This window comes from Pelodictyon phaeoclathratiforme BU-1 (genome assembly GCF_000020645.1).
Lineage (GTDB): Bacteria > Bacteroidota > Chlorobiia > Chlorobiales > Chlorobiaceae > Chlorobium > Chlorobium phaeoclathratiforme.
This window is the reverse complement of record NC_011060.1, coordinates 2,183,462-2,199,293: the sequence shown is the minus strand read 5'-3', so window position 1 is coordinate 2,199,293 and position 15,832 is coordinate 2,183,462. Positions and strand designations below refer to the sequence as shown.

Here is a 15,832-nt window from a genome sequence, read left to right as displayed (position 1 = left end):
ATGCAAAAACTAACCGAGCATTACCAGCAATTACTGGGATTTCCTGCCATCTGGGAGGTCGATGATGTCAACCTTTCCGTTTCTGGTCTGAAGATAGAAGTTCACCTCCGTTTTGTAGGCGATGAAGTAATATGCCCTCAATGTGGGGTGCGCGGGAAAGCCTATGACAAGGCCCCTGAACAACGTTGGCGGCATCTTGATACCATGCAGTTTGAAACCATCATCATAGCACGCATTCCCCGTTGTCAGTGCGAAACGTGTGGTGTGAAGACCATAGCAGTCCCTTGGGCGGCCCCCCATTCCCGTTTTACCCTCATGTTTGAAGGTTTTGCCGTTGCTCTGCTCCAGCACTGTTCCAGTGTACAAGCGGCCTCAAATATACTCAAGCTTGATTGGCATGCTGTGGATCAGATTATGAAACGTGCTGTAGAGCGAGGACTTCTACGCCGTGAGCCCGATGATGTAGTGCATGTAGGTATGGACGAAAAAAGCTTCAGGTCGGGCCAGAAATACATCACCATACTCAATGATCTTGATAAAAGCCGAGTACTTGATGTCATTGAGGATCGGACACTGACAGCAACGAAAAAGCTGTTAGGAACCCTTTCAAAACAACAACGAAAGGCAGTTAAGTCGGTATCGCTGGATATGTGGCAAGCCTTTGCAACAGCTACACATAAGCTCCTTCCTGCGGCTGATATTGTTCACGACCGGTTTCACATCAGCAAATATCTTAATGACGCAGTTAACAAGGTTCGGCATCAGGAATCACAGGAACTGAAGAAAGATGGGGATACAAGGTTGGTTGGCTCGAAATACACCTGGCTTCGAAATCCCGAAAAGATGACCAAGAGCCAAAAAACACGGTTTAACGAGTTGATAGCATGCGAATTTAAGACCGGTGTGGCTTGGGTGTTGAAGAATATCTTTCGTGATTTCTGGAACTGCTCATCAGGACTGAGGGGCGAGATATTTTTCGCGTACTGGTGTGAGTTAGTCGACAAGACAAAACTGAAGCCACTGATAAAAGTGAAAGATATGATGGAACGTCATAAAGGGAACATTCTCAATTACTGTGCGCTGTAGCCAAGCATTATAAGAGATGAGGGAAGTCCCCTCGCATTCGGCTTGCAGGAGCAGGGTGCAAACCACCGTAAGCGGCATTAGTCAAAAGCCCTTGTCGTGAGCGTTACGGAAAAGGCATCGTAAAGATGTCAGGTGTGAGCCAAGGAAGACGAGTACAAACAAACTGCCGTGAACGTGTCGAAAAGATTAAGATGACATCAAAACTGAAGGGAGTAGTTAATTCAGGAAAAGTTTGGCGGAAACCTGTTTACTGGCCAAGCGGTGTCCGGCATAAAGGCAGCGTGATCCTGGTTCGGGCTCTTGTATTGAACTACAGGAACCTTCGTTGGCGATGCAAAGGGAAAGGCGCAAGTGTAAAAAGCGAGGCCGATAATACCAATGCGCCATCAAGGGACGGAGCGACTCGTACGAGCAATGAAAGCCTTGTAATGAGGCTGGAGCAAAGGGGTCGCGTCATCTGGTCATACAGTCATGTCAACTGTGCAAACAGAAGGAGCTTTTCGGTATGACAAAGCCATATGAAATTTCCAAAGAACTTGTCTTGAAAGCGTATCAACAAGTGAAATCTAATGGAGGTGCAGCCGGTGTAGACCGAGAATCGTTACAGGCATTTGAAACAAAACTGAAAGACAACCTGTACAAGGTATGGAACAGGCTCAGTTCCGGCAGTTATTTTCCGCCGCCGGTAAGGGGTGTGGGCATTCCGAAGAAATCTGGAGGAGTGCGTATGCTTGGTGTTCCAACCGTGGCGGACAGGGTAGCTCAAAGCGTTGTAAAAATGGTGCTTGAGCCCATATTGGAACCAGTTTTTCATGAAGATTCGTATGGTTATCGTCCGGGGCGTTCAGCTCATGACGCTATAGCTGTAGTGAGGAAGAGAAATTGGGAATATGATTGGGTTGTAGAATTCGACATCAAGGGGCTGTTTGATAACATCGATCATGAGTTGTTAATGCGCGCTCTTCGGAAACATTGCCAAACTCCTTGGGTTTTTCTTTACGTAGAGCGGTGGCTAAAGGCACCGATGGAGACCCCGGAAGGTGAGCTGATAGAACGGACAAAAGGAACGCCCCAAGGGGGAGTGGTGAGTCCACTGTTGGCGAACCTGTTTCTGCACTATGCGTTTGACCGGTGGGTGAGCGAAAATCTACCCGGTGTGCCGTTTTGTCGGTACTCCGATGATGGCGTTCTTCACTGTAAAAGCAAGATACAGGCAGAGCTGGTAAAGCGAAAGATTGGTGAGCGTTTTCGTGAGTGCGGATTAGAGTTACACCCTGATAAGACGCAAATAGTGTATTGCAGGGATAGCAATCGCAAGGACGAGCATCCAGTAAATCAGTTTACATTTCTTGGTTTTACCTTCTGTTCACGGGAAGCCAAGAAGAAAGATGGAACTTACTTTATTGGGTTTCTGCCGGGAGTAAGCCGGGATGCACTGCGACACATGCGGCAGACGATCAGAAGGTGGAAGCTACAGCTCAAAAACAGCTTGGAACTTGCGGATTTATCAGCACAGTTCAACCCGATACTGAGGGGATGGAAGAACTACTACACGCGATTTTACGGTTCAGCAATGGCTCCGGTTTGGCAACACATGAACTATTACTTGGCACACTGGATGATGAGAAAGTACAAGCAATTGAGTGGGCACAAAACCAGAGCAAGCAGAAAACTGCGACTTCTGGCGGAAGAGAATCCAAACTTATTTGCGCATTGGAAAGCGGGGTATACCTCGATGGCTAGATGATGGGAGCCGGATGAGCGGGGACGTTCCTGTCCGGATCTGCGAGGGGCTGGAGGTGAAATTCCTCCGGTCTACTCACCTCAAACATCAAGTCAGCAACGCTATATCGGAAGGAATAAACAGCAAAATCCAGTTAATAAAAGCAACTGCTCGAGGGTTTCGAGGCTTCGAAAGCTATCGAACAAGGATCCTCTTTTACTGTGGGAAACTGGATATGAAAATCTGAGGGTGCCGTAAAATGAAATTTCTTTTCCATTAAAATGCGCGAAGAGCCTTTTTTTGCAAGTAATGCTGTCTATAGGGGCGGCTTCCATGTTCATTATCCCCAACTGCCATTCCCCCTCCAACTGTTATAATAATAATTTGCACATCGTTTGTTGAATCGTCTCATATTTGCATTATTCTTTCCAAATATATACATTAACAATTGTTATGAATTTCTTTATATCCATTGCTCATCATCAAAAAAGGCTGAGGGAATAGACCCGGTGAAGCCTTGACAACCGACTCCGTTCAAAGACGGAACACGGTGACACATTCTTTTAAACGCGCTATTCATGAGTTTTCAGACTGATACGATTCACGCCGGAGTTGGCCCGGATAAGGCATATGGCGCCATTATGACTCCGATTTACCAGAGTTCAACCTTTGTTTTCGAGGATATCGGCAAACACAAGGGATTTGATTATACCCGCAGCGGAAACCCGACACGCAAGGCGCTCGAAGATAACCTTTGCGCTCTTGAAGGCTGCTCATTTGCTGTAGCGGTGACAACTGGCATGGCGGCGATTACCTCGACCCTCAATATCTTTAAATCCGGCGACGAGATTATTTGTACCGATGACTGCTATGGAGGCACATCACGACTGATGAAGACGGTTGAGGAGCACTTCGGTATCACAGTACATTTTGTCAATCTTCAGGATGCGGCAAATCTTCTGCCCTATGTGAATGAGAAGACAAAAGCGGTATGGGTTGAAACACCCTCCAATCCGCTGTTGAACCTGGTTGATATTGCCGCCGTGGGGGCACTTGCAAAAGAGAGGGGTTTGTTGACCATTGTGGACAATACCTTTCTTTCGCCTTATGGTCAGAAGCCTTTCGAGCTTGGAGCTGATATTGTAGTGCATTCAACAACGAAGTACCTCAATGGCCATTCTGATGTGGTTGGTGGAGCAGTGCTGTCGAATAGTGAAGAGCTCGATGCCCGTCTGAAGTTTATTGTCAATGCGCTTGGAACTTGCGCACAGCCCTTCGACTGCTGGCTGGTGCTTCGTGGTATCAAGACGCTGGTGGTGCGCATGAGGGAGCATGAGCGCAATGCACAGGCTGTGGCCGAGTTTCTTGAGCAGCATGGCAGAGTGAAGCGGGTTTTTTATCCCGGCCTTCCGGCTCATCCGCAGCATGAACTGGCTAAAAAACAGCAACGCTGTTTTGGAGGAATGGTCTCTTTCGAGCTTGATGGTGGCATTGAGGATGTCAACCGTGTGCTGAAGGGAACAAAGCTCTTTGCACTTGCTGAAAGCCTTGGCGGAGTTGAATCGCTGATTGAGCATCCGGCAACGATGAGCCATGCCTCAATGGATCGGGATCATCGCGAGGCGGCAGGGATAACTGATACGGTCATCAGGCTTTCGGTTGGTATTGAAGATTGCGATGACCTTATTGAGGATTTGCGGAGTGCACTTGGTTGAAGCTGATTTTTTCTAACCGGTGTGTATTGTTCGATGCGGTTCAGTACATTAAGGCATGAATACGCATCAAACAGTCCCGGTGGGAGGTTCCCCCTTTCCCTATACTCTGAAGGTGAGCCCGAGGGCAAAGTCTGCCCGTCTGAAGATGACGCCGCATGGTGGCCTTGTGGTGGTTGTTCCTCCGGGATTCGATAAAAAAAGGGTTGTGTCGCTCTTGCTTCAGCATGAGGAGTGGATAAAAAAAGTTACCGCAAAGTATGATGCCCACCGCCCAATAGCTCCGCCACATTCTGAAAACGGGCTGCCCGCCACGATTGTTTTTCCCGATTTTGCTGAATCGTGGTCGGTGGCTTACATGCATAACGGAATCGGGGAGGTAAAGATGGTTGAGCAACAAGGCAAAAGTCTGCTGGTTTCAGGTGATGTTGCCAACACCGCACTTACCTGCAAGCTGCTCTGTTCCTGGCTGAAGCACCGGGCTCAACTGCGCCTTCTTCCAGCACTTGAAAAGCTTGCTGCTGCGCACAATTTCAGTTATGACTCTTCCGGTATTCGCCTGCAGCACTCCCGATGGGGGAGTTGTTCTTCGCGCCGCTCGATTACCCTGAACAGCAAACTGCTTTTTCTGCCCGATCATCTTGTCCGCTACATTATGGTGCATGAGCTTTGCCATACGGTGCATATGAATCACTCCCGTGCCTTCTGGTCGCTGGTTCACGAGCACGACCCCTTGTACCGCAGCAACAATCTGGAAATGAAATGTGCATGGAAATATGTGCCACAATGGGTTTCTGTTCAGCCGTGAATCTTTTTGGGCCGGGTTGTAATGCAAATGCTGTAATCAGAATGGAATCGTTATATTGCTTTGATCTGATTTTGTGGTACCGTTAGCGATTCATTCCGCACCAACAAAGCGCTTTTTACGGCTAACAACGAATAACATCCCCGCATTTTGCAGATAGCCCGGTCCTTCCTCTTTGCAACAGGGAGAGTTCAGACCGTGGTGTTACAGGCGAGCGTGCCTGATGTGCAGAGCATTTCAGCCAGGTTCGTTCTCTCATAACGAACAGTTCAACAATTATATACCATATGGAATTCAAGTCATTAGAGATCATTGATCCAATCTTGCAGGCATTACAGGAAGAGGGGTATACGACTCCGACTCCGATACAGGCAGAAGCTATACCGATTATTTTACAAGGCACAGACTTGCTCGGATGTGCGCAGACAGGAACCGGAAAAACGGCTGCTTTTGCCATTCCTATCCTGCAATTACTGAGCGAAAACAAGGTTTATGATAAAAAACGAAAAATTCGGACGCTGATTGTTACTCCGACAAGGGAGCTCGCTATTCAGATCGGAGAGAGCTTCAACGCCTATGGCCGACATACTGGGTTGACCAATACGGTGATTTTTGGTGGTGTTAACCAGAACCCGCAAACGGCTGCATTGATACGGGGTGTTGATATCGTGATTGCTACACCAGGGCGACTGCTCGATCTCCTCAACCAGGGCTTTTTGAGTTTGCGTCATGTGGAGATACTTGTGCTTGACGAAGCCGATCGTATGCTCGACATGGGTTTTATCCATGATATTAAAAAAATCTTGGCCGTGGTTCCGAAACAGAAGCAGTCACTCTTCTTTTCTGCTACGATGCCGGCTGAAATTGTCAAGCTTGCCGCAACGATTTTGCATAACCCTTCGAAGGTTTCGGTGACGCCGGTTTCGTCAACGGTCGAGATTATCAATCAATCGATCTACTTTGTCGATAAAGGAAATAAAAACAGCCTGCTGGTCGATATTTTGCGGGATCAGGCGATCAAAACGGCGCTGGTTTTTACGCGCACAAAGCATGGAGCCGATAAAGTTGTGAAAATCCTCGAGAAGCATAACATCAAGGCAGAGGCGATCCATGGCAACAAGGCTCAAAATGCCCGTCAGCGGGCGCTCTTCAATTTCAAGGCACAAACGACGCGCGTTCTGGTGGCCACAGACATTGCTGCCCGTGGTATTGATGTTGATGATCTGGAGTATGTAATCAATTTTGAAATGCCCAATATTGCCGAAACATACGTCCATCGTATCGGACGAACGGGCCGGGCCGGGGCAAAAGGAACTGCATTGTCCTTCTGTGATGCTGAAGAGAAAGAGTACCTCCGTGATATTGAAAAGCTGATAGCCAAAAAAATTCCTGTCATTGACGACCACTCATTCCCGTTGATGGATCACAATCCTGTCAAAGCGCCCAAACAGCAGGGAAGAGGAAATTCAGGTCATCCTGCACCGAAACCCCTCGCAAAAAGCGCCTCCAAAAGGTGGTCAGAAAAGCCCCGAAACGGGCGATAGGGGCCTTGAGCCTGATTTCCGGCAGGGCTGTAAGAACGCATTGGTAGCTTGATCCGGAAAAGGTCTCTTTTCAGGGGGCAAGCAGCTTGAAGCCGGTGTTGGGATCATACAGACGCCTTGCCGTGCATTCAAGCAGTTCTGTCAGGATAATTTCCATCACCTGCCATACCTTTACACCGTTACGAATACAGCCCGTAACGGTGTTTTCCTCCCTGCCACATGCCATATGCATATGGAGAATCGGGTTACCATGATCATCAGGAAAAAGAGTTCCGCTGCCCGTGATTTCATGAGCGTCGTCAAGTTCATGAATCATGGGTTTTACGGGATTTGAGCGGCTTTCTCCGGGTCCGACCACAAGGAGAGTGCCCTTGTCAGCTCCTCCGACCGCAAAAAGGGTTGCACGCTCAATGCCATGATCCTTTACGAACTGCTCTATTCTCTCATGGACGATCTCTCCGTCTTCGAGCCTGATGACAAAAACTCTTCCCTGCTTTGCTTCTGTATATTTCATCGTTGTTGTTGCGTCTTGAAAAAAGGGCCGTAACAGAGGTTCATTTTTTCGTATACAATTTCTTCCCACCCCTCTTGGATCAGTGCATGCTCAGTTCTCAAAAAACTCAATCCGCAAGTTTTCATCTGCCTGTTCGCTCACGTTGTAGTGGCCTTTTTTGACAATGGAAAGTCCCTTTCTATCAGCCGCCGGAATGATGCTTTGCTCAACATCATCGGCAGTTTTTTTCAGGCAGCTCTGGTTGAAAAAGAGGTTCAGTGTGGGGCCTGTATTTGCGAACTGAAGCAAAAAATCATTGTCATTGACAAAAATGAGATCGTCATAGGCATAGGTTACTTCATGACCAAGCTCTTCGAGAAGCTGCATGACATTTCCGAGTGGGCGTTGTGAATGTTCCATAGTTCAATGCTTTTGTGTTGTACATGAAAAGTTTTTGTCATGAGGACATGAATTCATGTCACTCATGTTGATTGATGTTGTCATTTCCTCTTCATCATGAGGAGGAGTGAGATGGATCAGTTTCTTCAGTATCGTTGTATCGAATCCCTGAAGGTGATGGCCGCCAATTTTCATGAGCGGACGTTTGATTAAGAGAGGCTGCTGAATCATCATTGCGATCGCCTCTTCTCTTGTAAAGCTTTGAGGGTTGAGTTCGCCTGACTTTATCATTGGTGCTGCCGGATTAAAGCAGTCGGCTACCGGTTTATCCCCGAGATAGGCTGCAAGCTCCTCTTTCGACCAGGCATATTCAAGCAGATTGACGGTTTCAAGAGTATGGCCCGAAAGTTCAAGCATTGCCTTTTGTCGATTATTGTTCCTGCACCCTGGTTTTTCGTAAAAAAGTATGGTTGCCATGCTCCTGCCCTTTATCCGGATTTTTGAATAACAATTTGTGTTATATTAAGGAAAAAAACATAAATTACCTTAATAATTAATATAAAAATAGTTTTATTCGGTTATTAATTAAGGTGTAGGGTTGTTTTTTATAATTTACAACAGGAGGTGTCGTTATGGCTGAAAGTAACTTGCAGGCATGGGAAAAGGTTCTGGAATATGCTTCGATTCCGCTGCATGGAACCATGTCCAGAAAAATTCGGAAGGGAGTCAAGCTGCAGATTAACGAAGGTACCATCTATGAAGATGCTGTTCTTTTTATCAGCGATCTTTTTTTGAGGGTTACTTGTGAGGAGGATGGTGTCAGTGTGAATACCTATTATGATATGAAGGCGGTCTCAAGCATTCGCACCTACAGCAGCAAGGAATAGGACGGGATTATGCAGCCGTGAGGTATGGTGACAGGAAAGAGAAAGAGGCCAAAGGGCCCGCACCTCTCTCCTGTCCACCATTTTCAGTAGTTGTGGCATCAGCTCCTCTCAGTGAATGCCCCCATCATTTCCTTGTGATGGTTTGGCAGTTATTTCATTTCCCGCTGTACGGATGGTACGAAATTTTGCTGCCGTCCCATTTTTGGCAGGCCAAGAATCTCTCTTGCATGGTCGAGCGCATCGTCAATATTGCCGAAAATGTTCTCTTCTCCGATGTCATCGTAGAGTCCGTATTGCTGCAGGGCGAATAACGGTTGGGCGTGAACTCCTGAGAGGATCAGTCTCGTTTCGGTTTTTTTGCAATCCTTGAGGAGCTCTTTCATCATATTCAGTCCTGTGGCATCAATAGAAAGAACGCTGCGCATTCTGATGATCCGGATTTTGGGCGCCTTTTCAACAATGTGCATTGCCTCTCTGAACTTGCTGGCCGCACCAAAGAAAAATGGGCCGCTGATTTCAAAAACCTCAACACCATCAGGGACTTTCCTTGTCACGATGGTGTTTGGATCGTCCTCTTCATCGCGGTCTGTCAGTTCCTTTGTAATAACTCCAACGTTGGAGAGCTGTGCCATGCGTTGCATGAAGAGAATAACGGCAAGCAGCATCCCGATTTCAATGGCGAGCGTCAGGTCAAAAACAACGGTCAGACTGAAGGTGGTCAGCAGGACGATAACATCGCTTCGCGGGCTTTTGAGGAGCTGCTTGAATACCTTGATTTCGCTCATGTTCCAGGCTACAATAATAAGGATTGCTGCCAGCGCAGGCATTGGAATGAGTTTCGCCCACTTGCCGAAAAGCAGCATGATCAAAAGCAGTGTAATCGCGTGAACGATACCGGCGATAGGGGTTCTTCCGCCATTTTTAACATTGGTTGCTGTTCGCGCAATTGCTCCGGTAACCGGTATGCCGCCGAAAAGGGGAGTGATGATATTTGCAGCTCCTTGTGCGATTAACTCCATATTCGACTTGTGACGGCTGCCGATCATGCCATCAGCCACAACAGCCGAAAGCAGCGCTTCGATGGCGCCAAGCAGGGCAATGGTGGTTGCCGGCATGATGAGGTGCTGAATGGTCGCAAAATCAAATGAGGGGAGTGTCGGCGCTGGAATCATCGAGGGGATCTCTCCAAAACGGGATTCAATTGTGGCCACATCAAGGTGAAAGTATTGTACAATCACGGTTGTGGTGACAATTGCGATGAGTGAACCGGGAATTTTCCGTGATAGCTTCGGCCAGAACAGGATAATCAGCAGGGCAAGTGTGCCGATCATGAAACTTGCAAGGTCGAATGTCGGCAGGTTACGAGCGTAGGAGGACCATTTGCCGATAAAATCAGCCGGAACGATAGCGATGTCAAGACCGAGAAAATCCTTGACCTGGCTGGAAAAAATAATAACCGCAATACCGCTGGTAAAGCCCACAATAACCGGATAGGGGATAAACTTGATCAGCGAGCCGAACTGGGCAAAGCCCATAATCATGAGGATGATGCCTGACATGATTGTTGCCAGAACCAGCCCGTTAATGCCATATTGTTGAACAATTCCGTAAAGGATTACAATAAAAGCTCCTGTAGGGCCTCCTATCTGAACTCTGCTTCCGCCAAGAAAGGAGACAAGGAAGCCGCCGATAACTGCTGTGATAAGACCCTTTTCAGGGGAGACCCCGGAAGCTATGGCAAAAGCTATTGCCAGTGGAAGAGCAACAATGCCGACCATAATACCGGCAATGACATCCTTCATGATCCTGTCCGGGGTAAGTTCCGGCAGGATTGAAAATAATTTTGGTTTAAACATGTGTCGAGTGTCAAAAAAAGAAAATGAACAAATAGCCCTTTGCAGGCTTGGGTTTCTATATAATCTTTTTGTATTATTTTATCAATTGATAGCGCTTTTTCGTTAAAAAAACAGCCCTCGTGCACACTTTCATGAACCCATCTGATTCGCTGTGGCAACCGCTCTCCGATGAAGAGCTCGGAAGACTTGAGACTTTTCTTGCCTCTGACGCAACACCCGATGATTGTCTTTTTTCCCTTGAAATGCTTGATGGTTATATGACCGCCCTGGTTGTAGGGCCGGAGGTTGTTCAGCCGGAGGTATGGATTCCCTTTATCTGGGATCAGGAAAATGATAATGAGCCCTCTTTTTCTTCAGAAGCTGAAGCGATTGAGATAGAGGAGCTCCTTGTTCGTCATATGAACTCAATTGACCGGCAGTTTGATGAGGATCCCGATGAATTTTTTCCGGTCTTTGAGCAATTCGGTTATGCCGATGAGGAGGAGAAGAGAGTGGCTGTTGAAAACTGGTCGCTTGGATTTACCGTGGGTATGGAGTTGGCACATGCCTCATGGACATCTTTCATGGAAGATGAAGAGACGTCCCAGTTTGTGTTGCCAATCTTCCTTCTCGCTAAAATAACTGATGATTTTGAGGAGTTGACAGAAGAAGAGATGGACAACATGGCACTTCTGATGCCTGAATTTATTATCAAAATATACGAATACCTGCACCAGGCCTGACTCAAAACCCGTTTCCCGGACAACTCTTCGCCGCCATCACGTATGGGCAATTTTCCCGGGCGACTGCTTCCAATCTTTGGTATGAAGGTTTTGCAGGATATGATGGAAGAGCATTCTCAGTGTTGTATCGGGGCTGTTATTCCGCAATATGGTTCTTTGTCAAGAGCAGGAACAGGCCAGCCACAAGGTCAATGGGAATCCATATCTCTTTTGCAAGGTTGATTTCCATGACGGGATTGAAGAGAATAGCGAAAAGGGTGTATGCAAGGGGCAGTAACAGCACTCTTTTTCCGAAGTTCCTATAGGCACCCCAGGCAAAGGTTCCTGCGGCAACAACTCTCAGCAGCGAATAGAATTCCAGCGGAAGGGGAAGAACCGCGAGGAAGAGAAGCAGGGCTGTAATGTAGATGACGGGTACCGGCATGAGGGTTTTCTGGTTAACAGTATAAAAGCCAGACCGAACTTGCATTCTGTCTGGCTCAAGGGAAAAATGGCTTTAAAGCGAAAGGCTTAGTAGCGATCTCTTCTTGCTGGCCGTTCTTCACGGGGCTTTGCTTCGTTCACCTTTATGGTGCGGCCGTTCAAATCTTTCTCATTCATTGATTCGATGGCTTCACGAGCTTCACTTTCGTTAGGCATGTCGACAAATCCGAACCCCTTGGAACGGCCTGAAAATTTGTCGTTTATGATACTTGCGCTCTCGACCTGTCCGAATTCGGAGAAGGCATCACGCAGATCATCTTCAGTAACAGTGTAAGCCAAATTGCCAATGTAAATATTCATTGTTAGTTTCAGTATGCATGTGCATTGATAGAAAGAGATACCGTCAAGTAACCAAAGCACAAATTACTTGAATAGCGATCAGTCAACCATTGACTGATTTCTGTACCAAGTTTAACGTAATTATTCTTCATCTCAAACAGATAATTCATCCGGTGTCAAATTTTCATCATCGGGATCTCCTCTGCTCCATTTGTCTGTTTTGTTTTGATTTCTTGATAGATATATATACAATAAGGGAATATCTGCTTTGTTTGAAAATTGCTTCTCTTGGATAACGCGCTTTCTCTATGCATGAATTTGATTTTCTTGGTGAACTGGTGCTTATCGGAGCATTTGCTGTTGCCATTATTCTGATTTTCCAGCGGTTGAAAATTCCGCCGGTCATCGGGCTGATTTTTACGGGCATCCTCCTTGGTCCGTCAGGTATCGGTGCGGTTTATGATCAAAAAATGATTTCCACACTTGCTGAGCTTGGTGTTGTTCTCCTGTTGTTTACCATAGGGCTTGAATTTTCGCTCGATGATCTCAAAAAGCTGAAAACCATTGTGCTGGTTGGTGGCGTTGTTCAGATTCTTGTCACCGGTCTTGCAATCAGTTTTCTTGCTTACTGGTTTATGCTTTTCATCGGGCGTGGTATTTCCCTTTCAGCCGCACTCTTTCTCGGATTTACCTTTTCGGTCAGCAGTACGGCGATATGTCTGAAAATTCTGACTGATCGTGATGAACTGACTTTGCCACATGGTCGCATTGCCCTTGGAATTCTGATTTTTCAGGATATTGCGATTGTTCCCCTGATGATTGGTATCAATTTTTTAAATCCTGATGCTTCGCCCTCTTTTGCGATAGTGGCCAATAAAATTGGGGTCATCGTGCTTTTTGCCAGCGGGATTTTTATCGGCTTCAGGCTTCTAATGCCTAAAATGGTGCATCTTATAGCATCTCTGCATGCCAGGGAGGTCTTGGTTATCGGGGCGCTTGTTATCTGTTTCGGGGCAGCCTATCTCACCTCCCTGGCAGGTTTGTCGCTTGCACTCGGCTCATTTGTTGCGGGTATGGTGATTGCGAGTACCGATGAAAGTCATCAGATAAGCGTGACGATTGATCCTTTTCGTGAGGCGTTCAGCAGCATTTTTTTTATATCCGTTGGTCTTCTGCTTGACGTCAAGATGATTAATCTGCCTCTTTTTGTGGCAATTGCCCTTGTTGTGCTTCTTGTCAAAGGGCTTCTTGTTGCAGGGGTATCACTTTTTCTTGGCAACTCTCCGAGGGTCAGCATGATGGCTGGTATGGCACTTGCACAGATAGGGGAGTTCTCTTTTGTGCTGGCAGAGAGTGGTCTGAAGAACAGTGTTATCAACCATGAGGTATTTCAGGCCATGCTTGCCATTATTGTGGTAACGATGATTGTCACTCCAGCCATGATAGCCATTGCTCCAAAGTTTGCCGACCAGATGGCACCGGCACTTGGTTTTATTCCTCTTGTATCCAGGTACTCTTCTGCACCTTCCGTGCGCCCTCCCGATAGCACGATTATCTGCGCAGGAGAGATTCATGCCGCAATTGTCGGTTTTGGTATCAATGGCCAGAATGTTGCAGCAGTGCTTCACGCGACCAATATTTCCTATTCCGTGCTTGAAATAGACCGGGAAATGGTTAAAGTTATGAGAAGAAAGGGTGAACCGATCTATTATGGCGACTGTACGGAAAAAAAAGCGCTGATTCGCGCAGGGATTGACCATGCGCGTGCTGTTGTGCTTGGTATTTCAGATACTACAGCAGTCCGTAATAGTATTGCGATGATTCGTGACATCAATAACAAAGCCTTTATTATTGTCAGGGCAAGAACTCTCGATGATGTAGCAGCGCTCTACAAGGCTGGTGCCGATGTCGTGGTAACAGAAAAGTTTGAAACATCCATTCAGATTTTTTCACAGCTTCTCAACCACTTTACGGTTGATCCGGAACTGATTCTCGAACAGCAGGAAATTATTCGACGTGAATGTGAAAAGATTTTTCTGCGCGGGAACATTCCTCTCGTTTAAAAAACCTGATGTGGCACTTTTTTGCGCAAGCATCCGAGGCCATGATGCGGGAGCTTTTTTTCCCATCAAGGTAATTTTTTTCTTATATTTACGGATATAATTGGGACCAGATCTCAACTCACCATTCAGATGATACGTGTTATGGCATATCCAGCGTCATCCCCCACACAAAAATTTGTCCGTTACCGCAAGGAGCTTCTTGATCTTCAGGCATCTCAGGACAATGCTGCGGCAAAACGTGCAACCTACGAGCTTTCCTTAATGGAGCAGAGCTTTTTTATTGAGCTGAACGGCATTGTTCATCATTATCATGATTCAGGTCCCAGGGATGCGGCACAAACGGTCGTGCTGATTCATGGATGGGATTGCTGGTGGATGTGGTGGCATCATGTGATCCACTATCTCAACAAAAGGGGAATACGCACCATAGCCTATGATATGCGTGGACATGGATGGTCAGACAATGACCCGAATAACCACTATCATATCGATTTTTTTGCTCATGATCTGGATGAACTGGCGACCAAACTTGCACTTGATAAATTTCATATAGCGGCATTTTCTTTTGGCCCTTTCGTCGCCCTCGATTATGTCCGTGTTCATCCCGAACGAGTGGTGTCGATGACTTTTTTCAATTTCGGGTACCTGCCGAACAGTGCCTTTATTCAGGCATTTGCGACCAATACGATTACGTTTGTTTTCAATAATCTTTTGCGCAAACTGACCTGGTGGCTTCCAGCCTATATGTTTGCTCGCTTTGTTCTTGCGAAGAACACGATTTTACTGCACGATATTCTTATTGGATTTAAAAGTCTCGGTTTGTGTGCACCGGAAGCTATCGATCAGACAACCCGTCATATAACCTCATTTAAAACGACAGACTCCGTGCCAGAGATGGTCAAGTCTGTTAGTATGCCTATTCTGTTTGTGGCAGGTGAGGGCGATACGATCATGACCTGTGAAAATACAAAGAAACTGGTGGAGCTTACCCACAAAGGTACCTATGTTGAAGTGCCTGAATGTGGTCATCTGATTACCGTTGAATTGCCGGAAACAGCATCTGCGCTTATTTTGGGACAGGTAATCGCAACCACGGCCTCTTAGAAAACGGTTTTGCGAACTGCCTGGATAAATGCTTTTATTTTAACAGGATCCTTTATGCCAGGCTCGCATTCCACACCGCTTGCTGTATCGACTCCATAGGGCTGAAGAGAGCGGATCGCTTCGCCGATGTTGCTCTCATTCAGTCCCCCGGCCAGTATCGGATAACAGGAGTCTCCAAGCGCATTGAAGATACGGGTGGCAAGGGATGCTCTGATCGTTTCCCCTGTTCCGCCCGCCATATCGGGTCGGTAAGCATCGAAGAGAAAGGCGTTTATCCCGCTTTTTTCTGCAAACGCAAAAACCTCCTCTACTGCAAAATTTTCTTCAGGCCGAAAGACTTTTATCACCTTTGCCTCAGTAATGGCTCGTGCATCTTCCGGGCTGTATTGCTCGCTGTGCAATTGCGCTATCTGGAGCTTGCAGAAACGGCAGATGGCATTAATCTCTTCAGGCGACTGATCAACGAAGATACCTGTCGATGCCACAAAGGGTGGTAGTTTCTCGATAATCTCCTTCGCTCGTTCAGGAGTTATTGCCCGTGGGCTCAGGCTGCTGAAATTGAAGCCAAGAGCATCCGCACCAGCCCGGCAGCTCTCAAGGGCATCCGACAGCCGGGTTATTCCACAAATTTTTATTTTTGTCATTGCGCTTTCATCATTGTTATGTCGAAAAAAAC

The 15,832-nt window shown here is 46.9% G+C and carries 15 protein-coding genes and 2 pseudogenes; 10 read left to right on the top strand and 7 right to left on the bottom strand.

The genetic code is table 11. From position 1 onward, the window contains the following. The 6 genes and pseudogenes from PPHA_RS10490 to PPHA_RS10465 all read left to right on the top strand — a co-directional run. Window positions 1-1,074: pseudogene (locus PPHA_RS10490) on the top strand (ISL3 family transposase); the annotation flags it as partial. A 517-nt stretch (window positions 1,075-1,591) separates the two neighbouring features. Continuing rightward, entirely contained in the window at window positions 1,592-2,833 is a 1,242-nt protein-coding gene (gene ltrA, locus PPHA_RS10480; RefSeq protein ID WP_012507238.1) for a group II intron reverse transcriptase/maturase, read from the top strand. Window positions 2,834-2,912: 79 nt separating this feature from the next. Further along, window positions 2,913-3,056 (top strand): annotated as a pseudogene (locus PPHA_RS15200) (transposase); the annotation flags it as partial. A 331-nt stretch (window positions 3,057-3,387) separates the two neighbouring features. Beyond that, window positions 3,388-4,524: a trans-sulfuration enzyme family protein gene (locus PPHA_RS10475; RefSeq protein WP_012508796.1), complete on the top strand. Its 1,137-nt coding sequence runs from the start codon at window positions 3,388-3,390 to the stop codon at window positions 4,522-4,524. A 55-nt stretch (window positions 4,525-4,579) separates the two neighbouring features. Then, window positions 4,580-5,329 (top strand): M48 family metallopeptidase, encoded by a 750-nt coding sequence (locus tag PPHA_RS10470; protein ID WP_012508795.1) that lies wholly within the window; start codon window positions 4,580-4,582, stop codon window positions 5,327-5,329. Window positions 5,330-5,613: 284 nt separating this feature from the next. Next, the gene (locus PPHA_RS10465) at window positions 5,614-6,870 is read left to right on the top strand and encodes a DEAD/DEAH box helicase (RefSeq protein ID WP_012508794.1); all 1,257 of its coding nucleotides are present in this window, start codon (window positions 5,614-5,616) and stop codon (window positions 6,868-6,870) included. Window positions 6,871-6,940: 70 nt separating this feature from the next. Here PPHA_RS10465 and PPHA_RS10460 read toward each other — a convergent pair whose 3' ends face one another. The 3 genes from PPHA_RS10460 to PPHA_RS10450 all read right to left on the bottom strand — a co-directional run bounded on the left by PPHA_RS10460 (window position 6,941) and on the right by PPHA_RS10450 (window position 8,239). Beyond that, a complete protein-coding gene (locus tag PPHA_RS10460) occupies window positions 6,941-7,384 on the bottom strand; it encodes a PPC domain-containing DNA-binding protein (RefSeq protein ID WP_012508793.1) in 444 nt (147 codons plus the stop codon). A 90-nt stretch (window positions 7,385-7,474) separates the two neighbouring features. Continuing rightward, window positions 7,475-7,783: a hypothetical protein gene (locus PPHA_RS10455; RefSeq protein WP_012508792.1), complete on the bottom strand. Its 309-nt coding sequence runs from the start codon at window positions 7,781-7,783 to the stop codon at window positions 7,475-7,477. 3 nt (window positions 7,784-7,786) lie between these two features. Further along, entirely contained in the window at window positions 7,787-8,239 is a 453-nt protein-coding gene (locus PPHA_RS10450) for a thioredoxin domain-containing protein (protein WP_012508791.1), read from the bottom strand. A gap of 155 nt (window positions 8,240-8,394) precedes the next feature. Here PPHA_RS10450 and PPHA_RS10445 point away from each other — a divergent pair, with 155 nt between their 5' ends. Beyond that, the gene (locus PPHA_RS10445) at window positions 8,395-8,649 is read left to right on the top strand and encodes a hypothetical protein (RefSeq protein WP_012508790.1); all 255 of its coding nucleotides are present in this window, start codon (window positions 8,395-8,397) and stop codon (window positions 8,647-8,649) included. A 149-nt stretch (window positions 8,650-8,798) separates the two neighbouring features. Here PPHA_RS10445 and PPHA_RS10440 read toward each other — a convergent pair whose 3' ends face one another. Beyond that, window positions 8,799-10,505 (bottom strand): SulP family inorganic anion transporter, encoded by a 1,707-nt coding sequence (locus PPHA_RS10440; protein WP_012508789.1) that lies wholly within the window; start codon window positions 10,503-10,505, stop codon window positions 8,799-8,801. Window positions 10,506-10,636: 131 nt separating this feature from the next. On the opposite strand from PPHA_RS10440, the gene PPHA_RS10435 reads away from it, so the two are divergent. Next, on the top strand, window positions 10,637-11,227 hold the full coding sequence (locus PPHA_RS10435; protein WP_012508788.1) for a UPF0149 family protein: 591 nt from the start codon (window positions 10,637-10,639) through the stop codon (window positions 11,225-11,227). 136 nt (window positions 11,228-11,363) lie between these two features. Here PPHA_RS10435 and PPHA_RS10430 read toward each other — a convergent pair whose 3' ends face one another. After that, window positions 11,364-11,651, bottom strand: coding sequence for a DUF6804 family protein (locus tag PPHA_RS10430; protein ID WP_041526532.1), 288 nt, complete (start codon window positions 11,649-11,651; stop codon window positions 11,364-11,366). Between the two features lie 86 nt (window positions 11,652-11,737). Continuing rightward, the gene (locus tag PPHA_RS10425) at window positions 11,738-12,010 is read right to left on the bottom strand and encodes an RNA recognition motif domain-containing protein (RefSeq protein WP_012508786.1); all 273 of its coding nucleotides are present in this window, start codon (window positions 12,008-12,010) and stop codon (window positions 11,738-11,740) included. A gap of 287 nt (window positions 12,011-12,297) precedes the next feature. On the opposite strand from PPHA_RS10425, the gene PPHA_RS10420 reads away from it, so the two are divergent. Both PPHA_RS10420 and PPHA_RS10415 read left to right on the top strand, forming a co-directional pair. After that, complete coding sequence (locus PPHA_RS10420) at window positions 12,298-14,052, top strand: cation:proton antiporter (protein ID WP_012508784.1); 1,755 nt, start codon at window positions 12,298-12,300, stop codon at window positions 14,050-14,052. A gap of 141 nt (window positions 14,053-14,193) precedes the next feature. Further along, complete coding sequence (locus tag PPHA_RS10415) at window positions 14,194-15,156, top strand: alpha/beta fold hydrolase (protein WP_041526843.1); 963 nt, start codon at window positions 14,194-14,196, stop codon at window positions 15,154-15,156. Here the strand turns inward: PPHA_RS10415 and PPHA_RS10410 are convergent. Next, a complete protein-coding gene (locus PPHA_RS10410; protein WP_012508782.1) occupies window positions 15,153-15,800 on the bottom strand; it encodes a phosphoribosylanthranilate isomerase in 648 nt (215 codons plus the stop codon). The genes PPHA_RS10415 and PPHA_RS10410 overlap by 4 nt on opposite strands. Window positions 15,801-15,832: the final 32 nt, after the last annotated feature.

Bases quoted from the DNA above. Each gene is read 5' to 3' on its own strand.
- PPHA_RS10455 (WP_012508792.1), bottom strand. From the start codon at position 7,783: ATGGAACATTCACAACGCCCACTCGGAAATGTCATGCAGCTTCTCGAA.
- PPHA_RS10445 (WP_012508790.1), top strand. From the start codon at position 8,395: ATGGCTGAAAGTAACTTGCAGGCATGGGAAAAGGTTCTGGAATATGCT.
- PPHA_RS10450 (WP_012508791.1), bottom strand. From the start codon at position 8,239: ATGGCAACCATACTTTTTTACGAAAAACCAGGGTGCAGGAACAATAAT.
- PPHA_RS10460 (WP_012508793.1), bottom strand. From the start codon at position 7,384: ATGAAATATACAGAAGCAAAGCAGGGAAGAGTTTTTGTCATCAGGCTC.
- PPHA_RS10420 (WP_012508784.1), top strand. From the start codon at position 12,298: ATGCATGAATTTGATTTTCTTGGTGAACTGGTGCTTATCGGAGCATTT.
- PPHA_RS10475 (WP_012508796.1), top strand. From the start codon at position 3,388: ATGAGTTTTCAGACTGATACGATTCACGCCGGAGTTGGCCCGGATAAG.
- PPHA_RS10435 (WP_012508788.1), top strand. From the start codon at position 10,637: ATGAACCCATCTGATTCGCTGTGGCAACCGCTCTCCGATGAAGAGCTC.
- PPHA_RS10470 (WP_012508795.1), top strand. From the start codon at position 4,580: ATGAATACGCATCAAACAGTCCCGGTGGGAGGTTCCCCCTTTCCCTAT.
- PPHA_RS10410 (WP_012508782.1), bottom strand. From the start codon at position 15,800: ATGACAAAAATAAAAATTTGTGGAATAACCCGGCTGTCGGATGCCCTT.
- ltrA (WP_012507238.1), top strand. From the start codon at position 1,592: ATGACAAAGCCATATGAAATTTCCAAAGAACTTGTCTTGAAAGCGTAT.
- PPHA_RS10425 (WP_012508786.1), bottom strand. From the start codon at position 12,010: ATGAATATTTACATTGGCAATTTGGCTTACACTGTTACTGAAGATGAT.
- PPHA_RS10415 (WP_041526843.1), top strand. From the start codon at position 14,194: ATGGCATATCCAGCGTCATCCCCCACACAAAAATTTGTCCGTTACCGC.
- PPHA_RS10440 (WP_012508789.1), bottom strand. From the start codon at position 10,505: ATGTTTAAACCAAAATTATTTTCAATCCTGCCGGAACTTACCCCGGAC.
- PPHA_RS10430 (WP_041526532.1), bottom strand. From the start codon at position 11,651: ATGCCGGTACCCGTCATCTACATTACAGCCCTGCTTCTCTTCCTCGCG.
- PPHA_RS10465 (WP_012508794.1), top strand. From the start codon at position 5,614: ATGGAATTCAAGTCATTAGAGATCATTGATCCAATCTTGCAGGCATTA.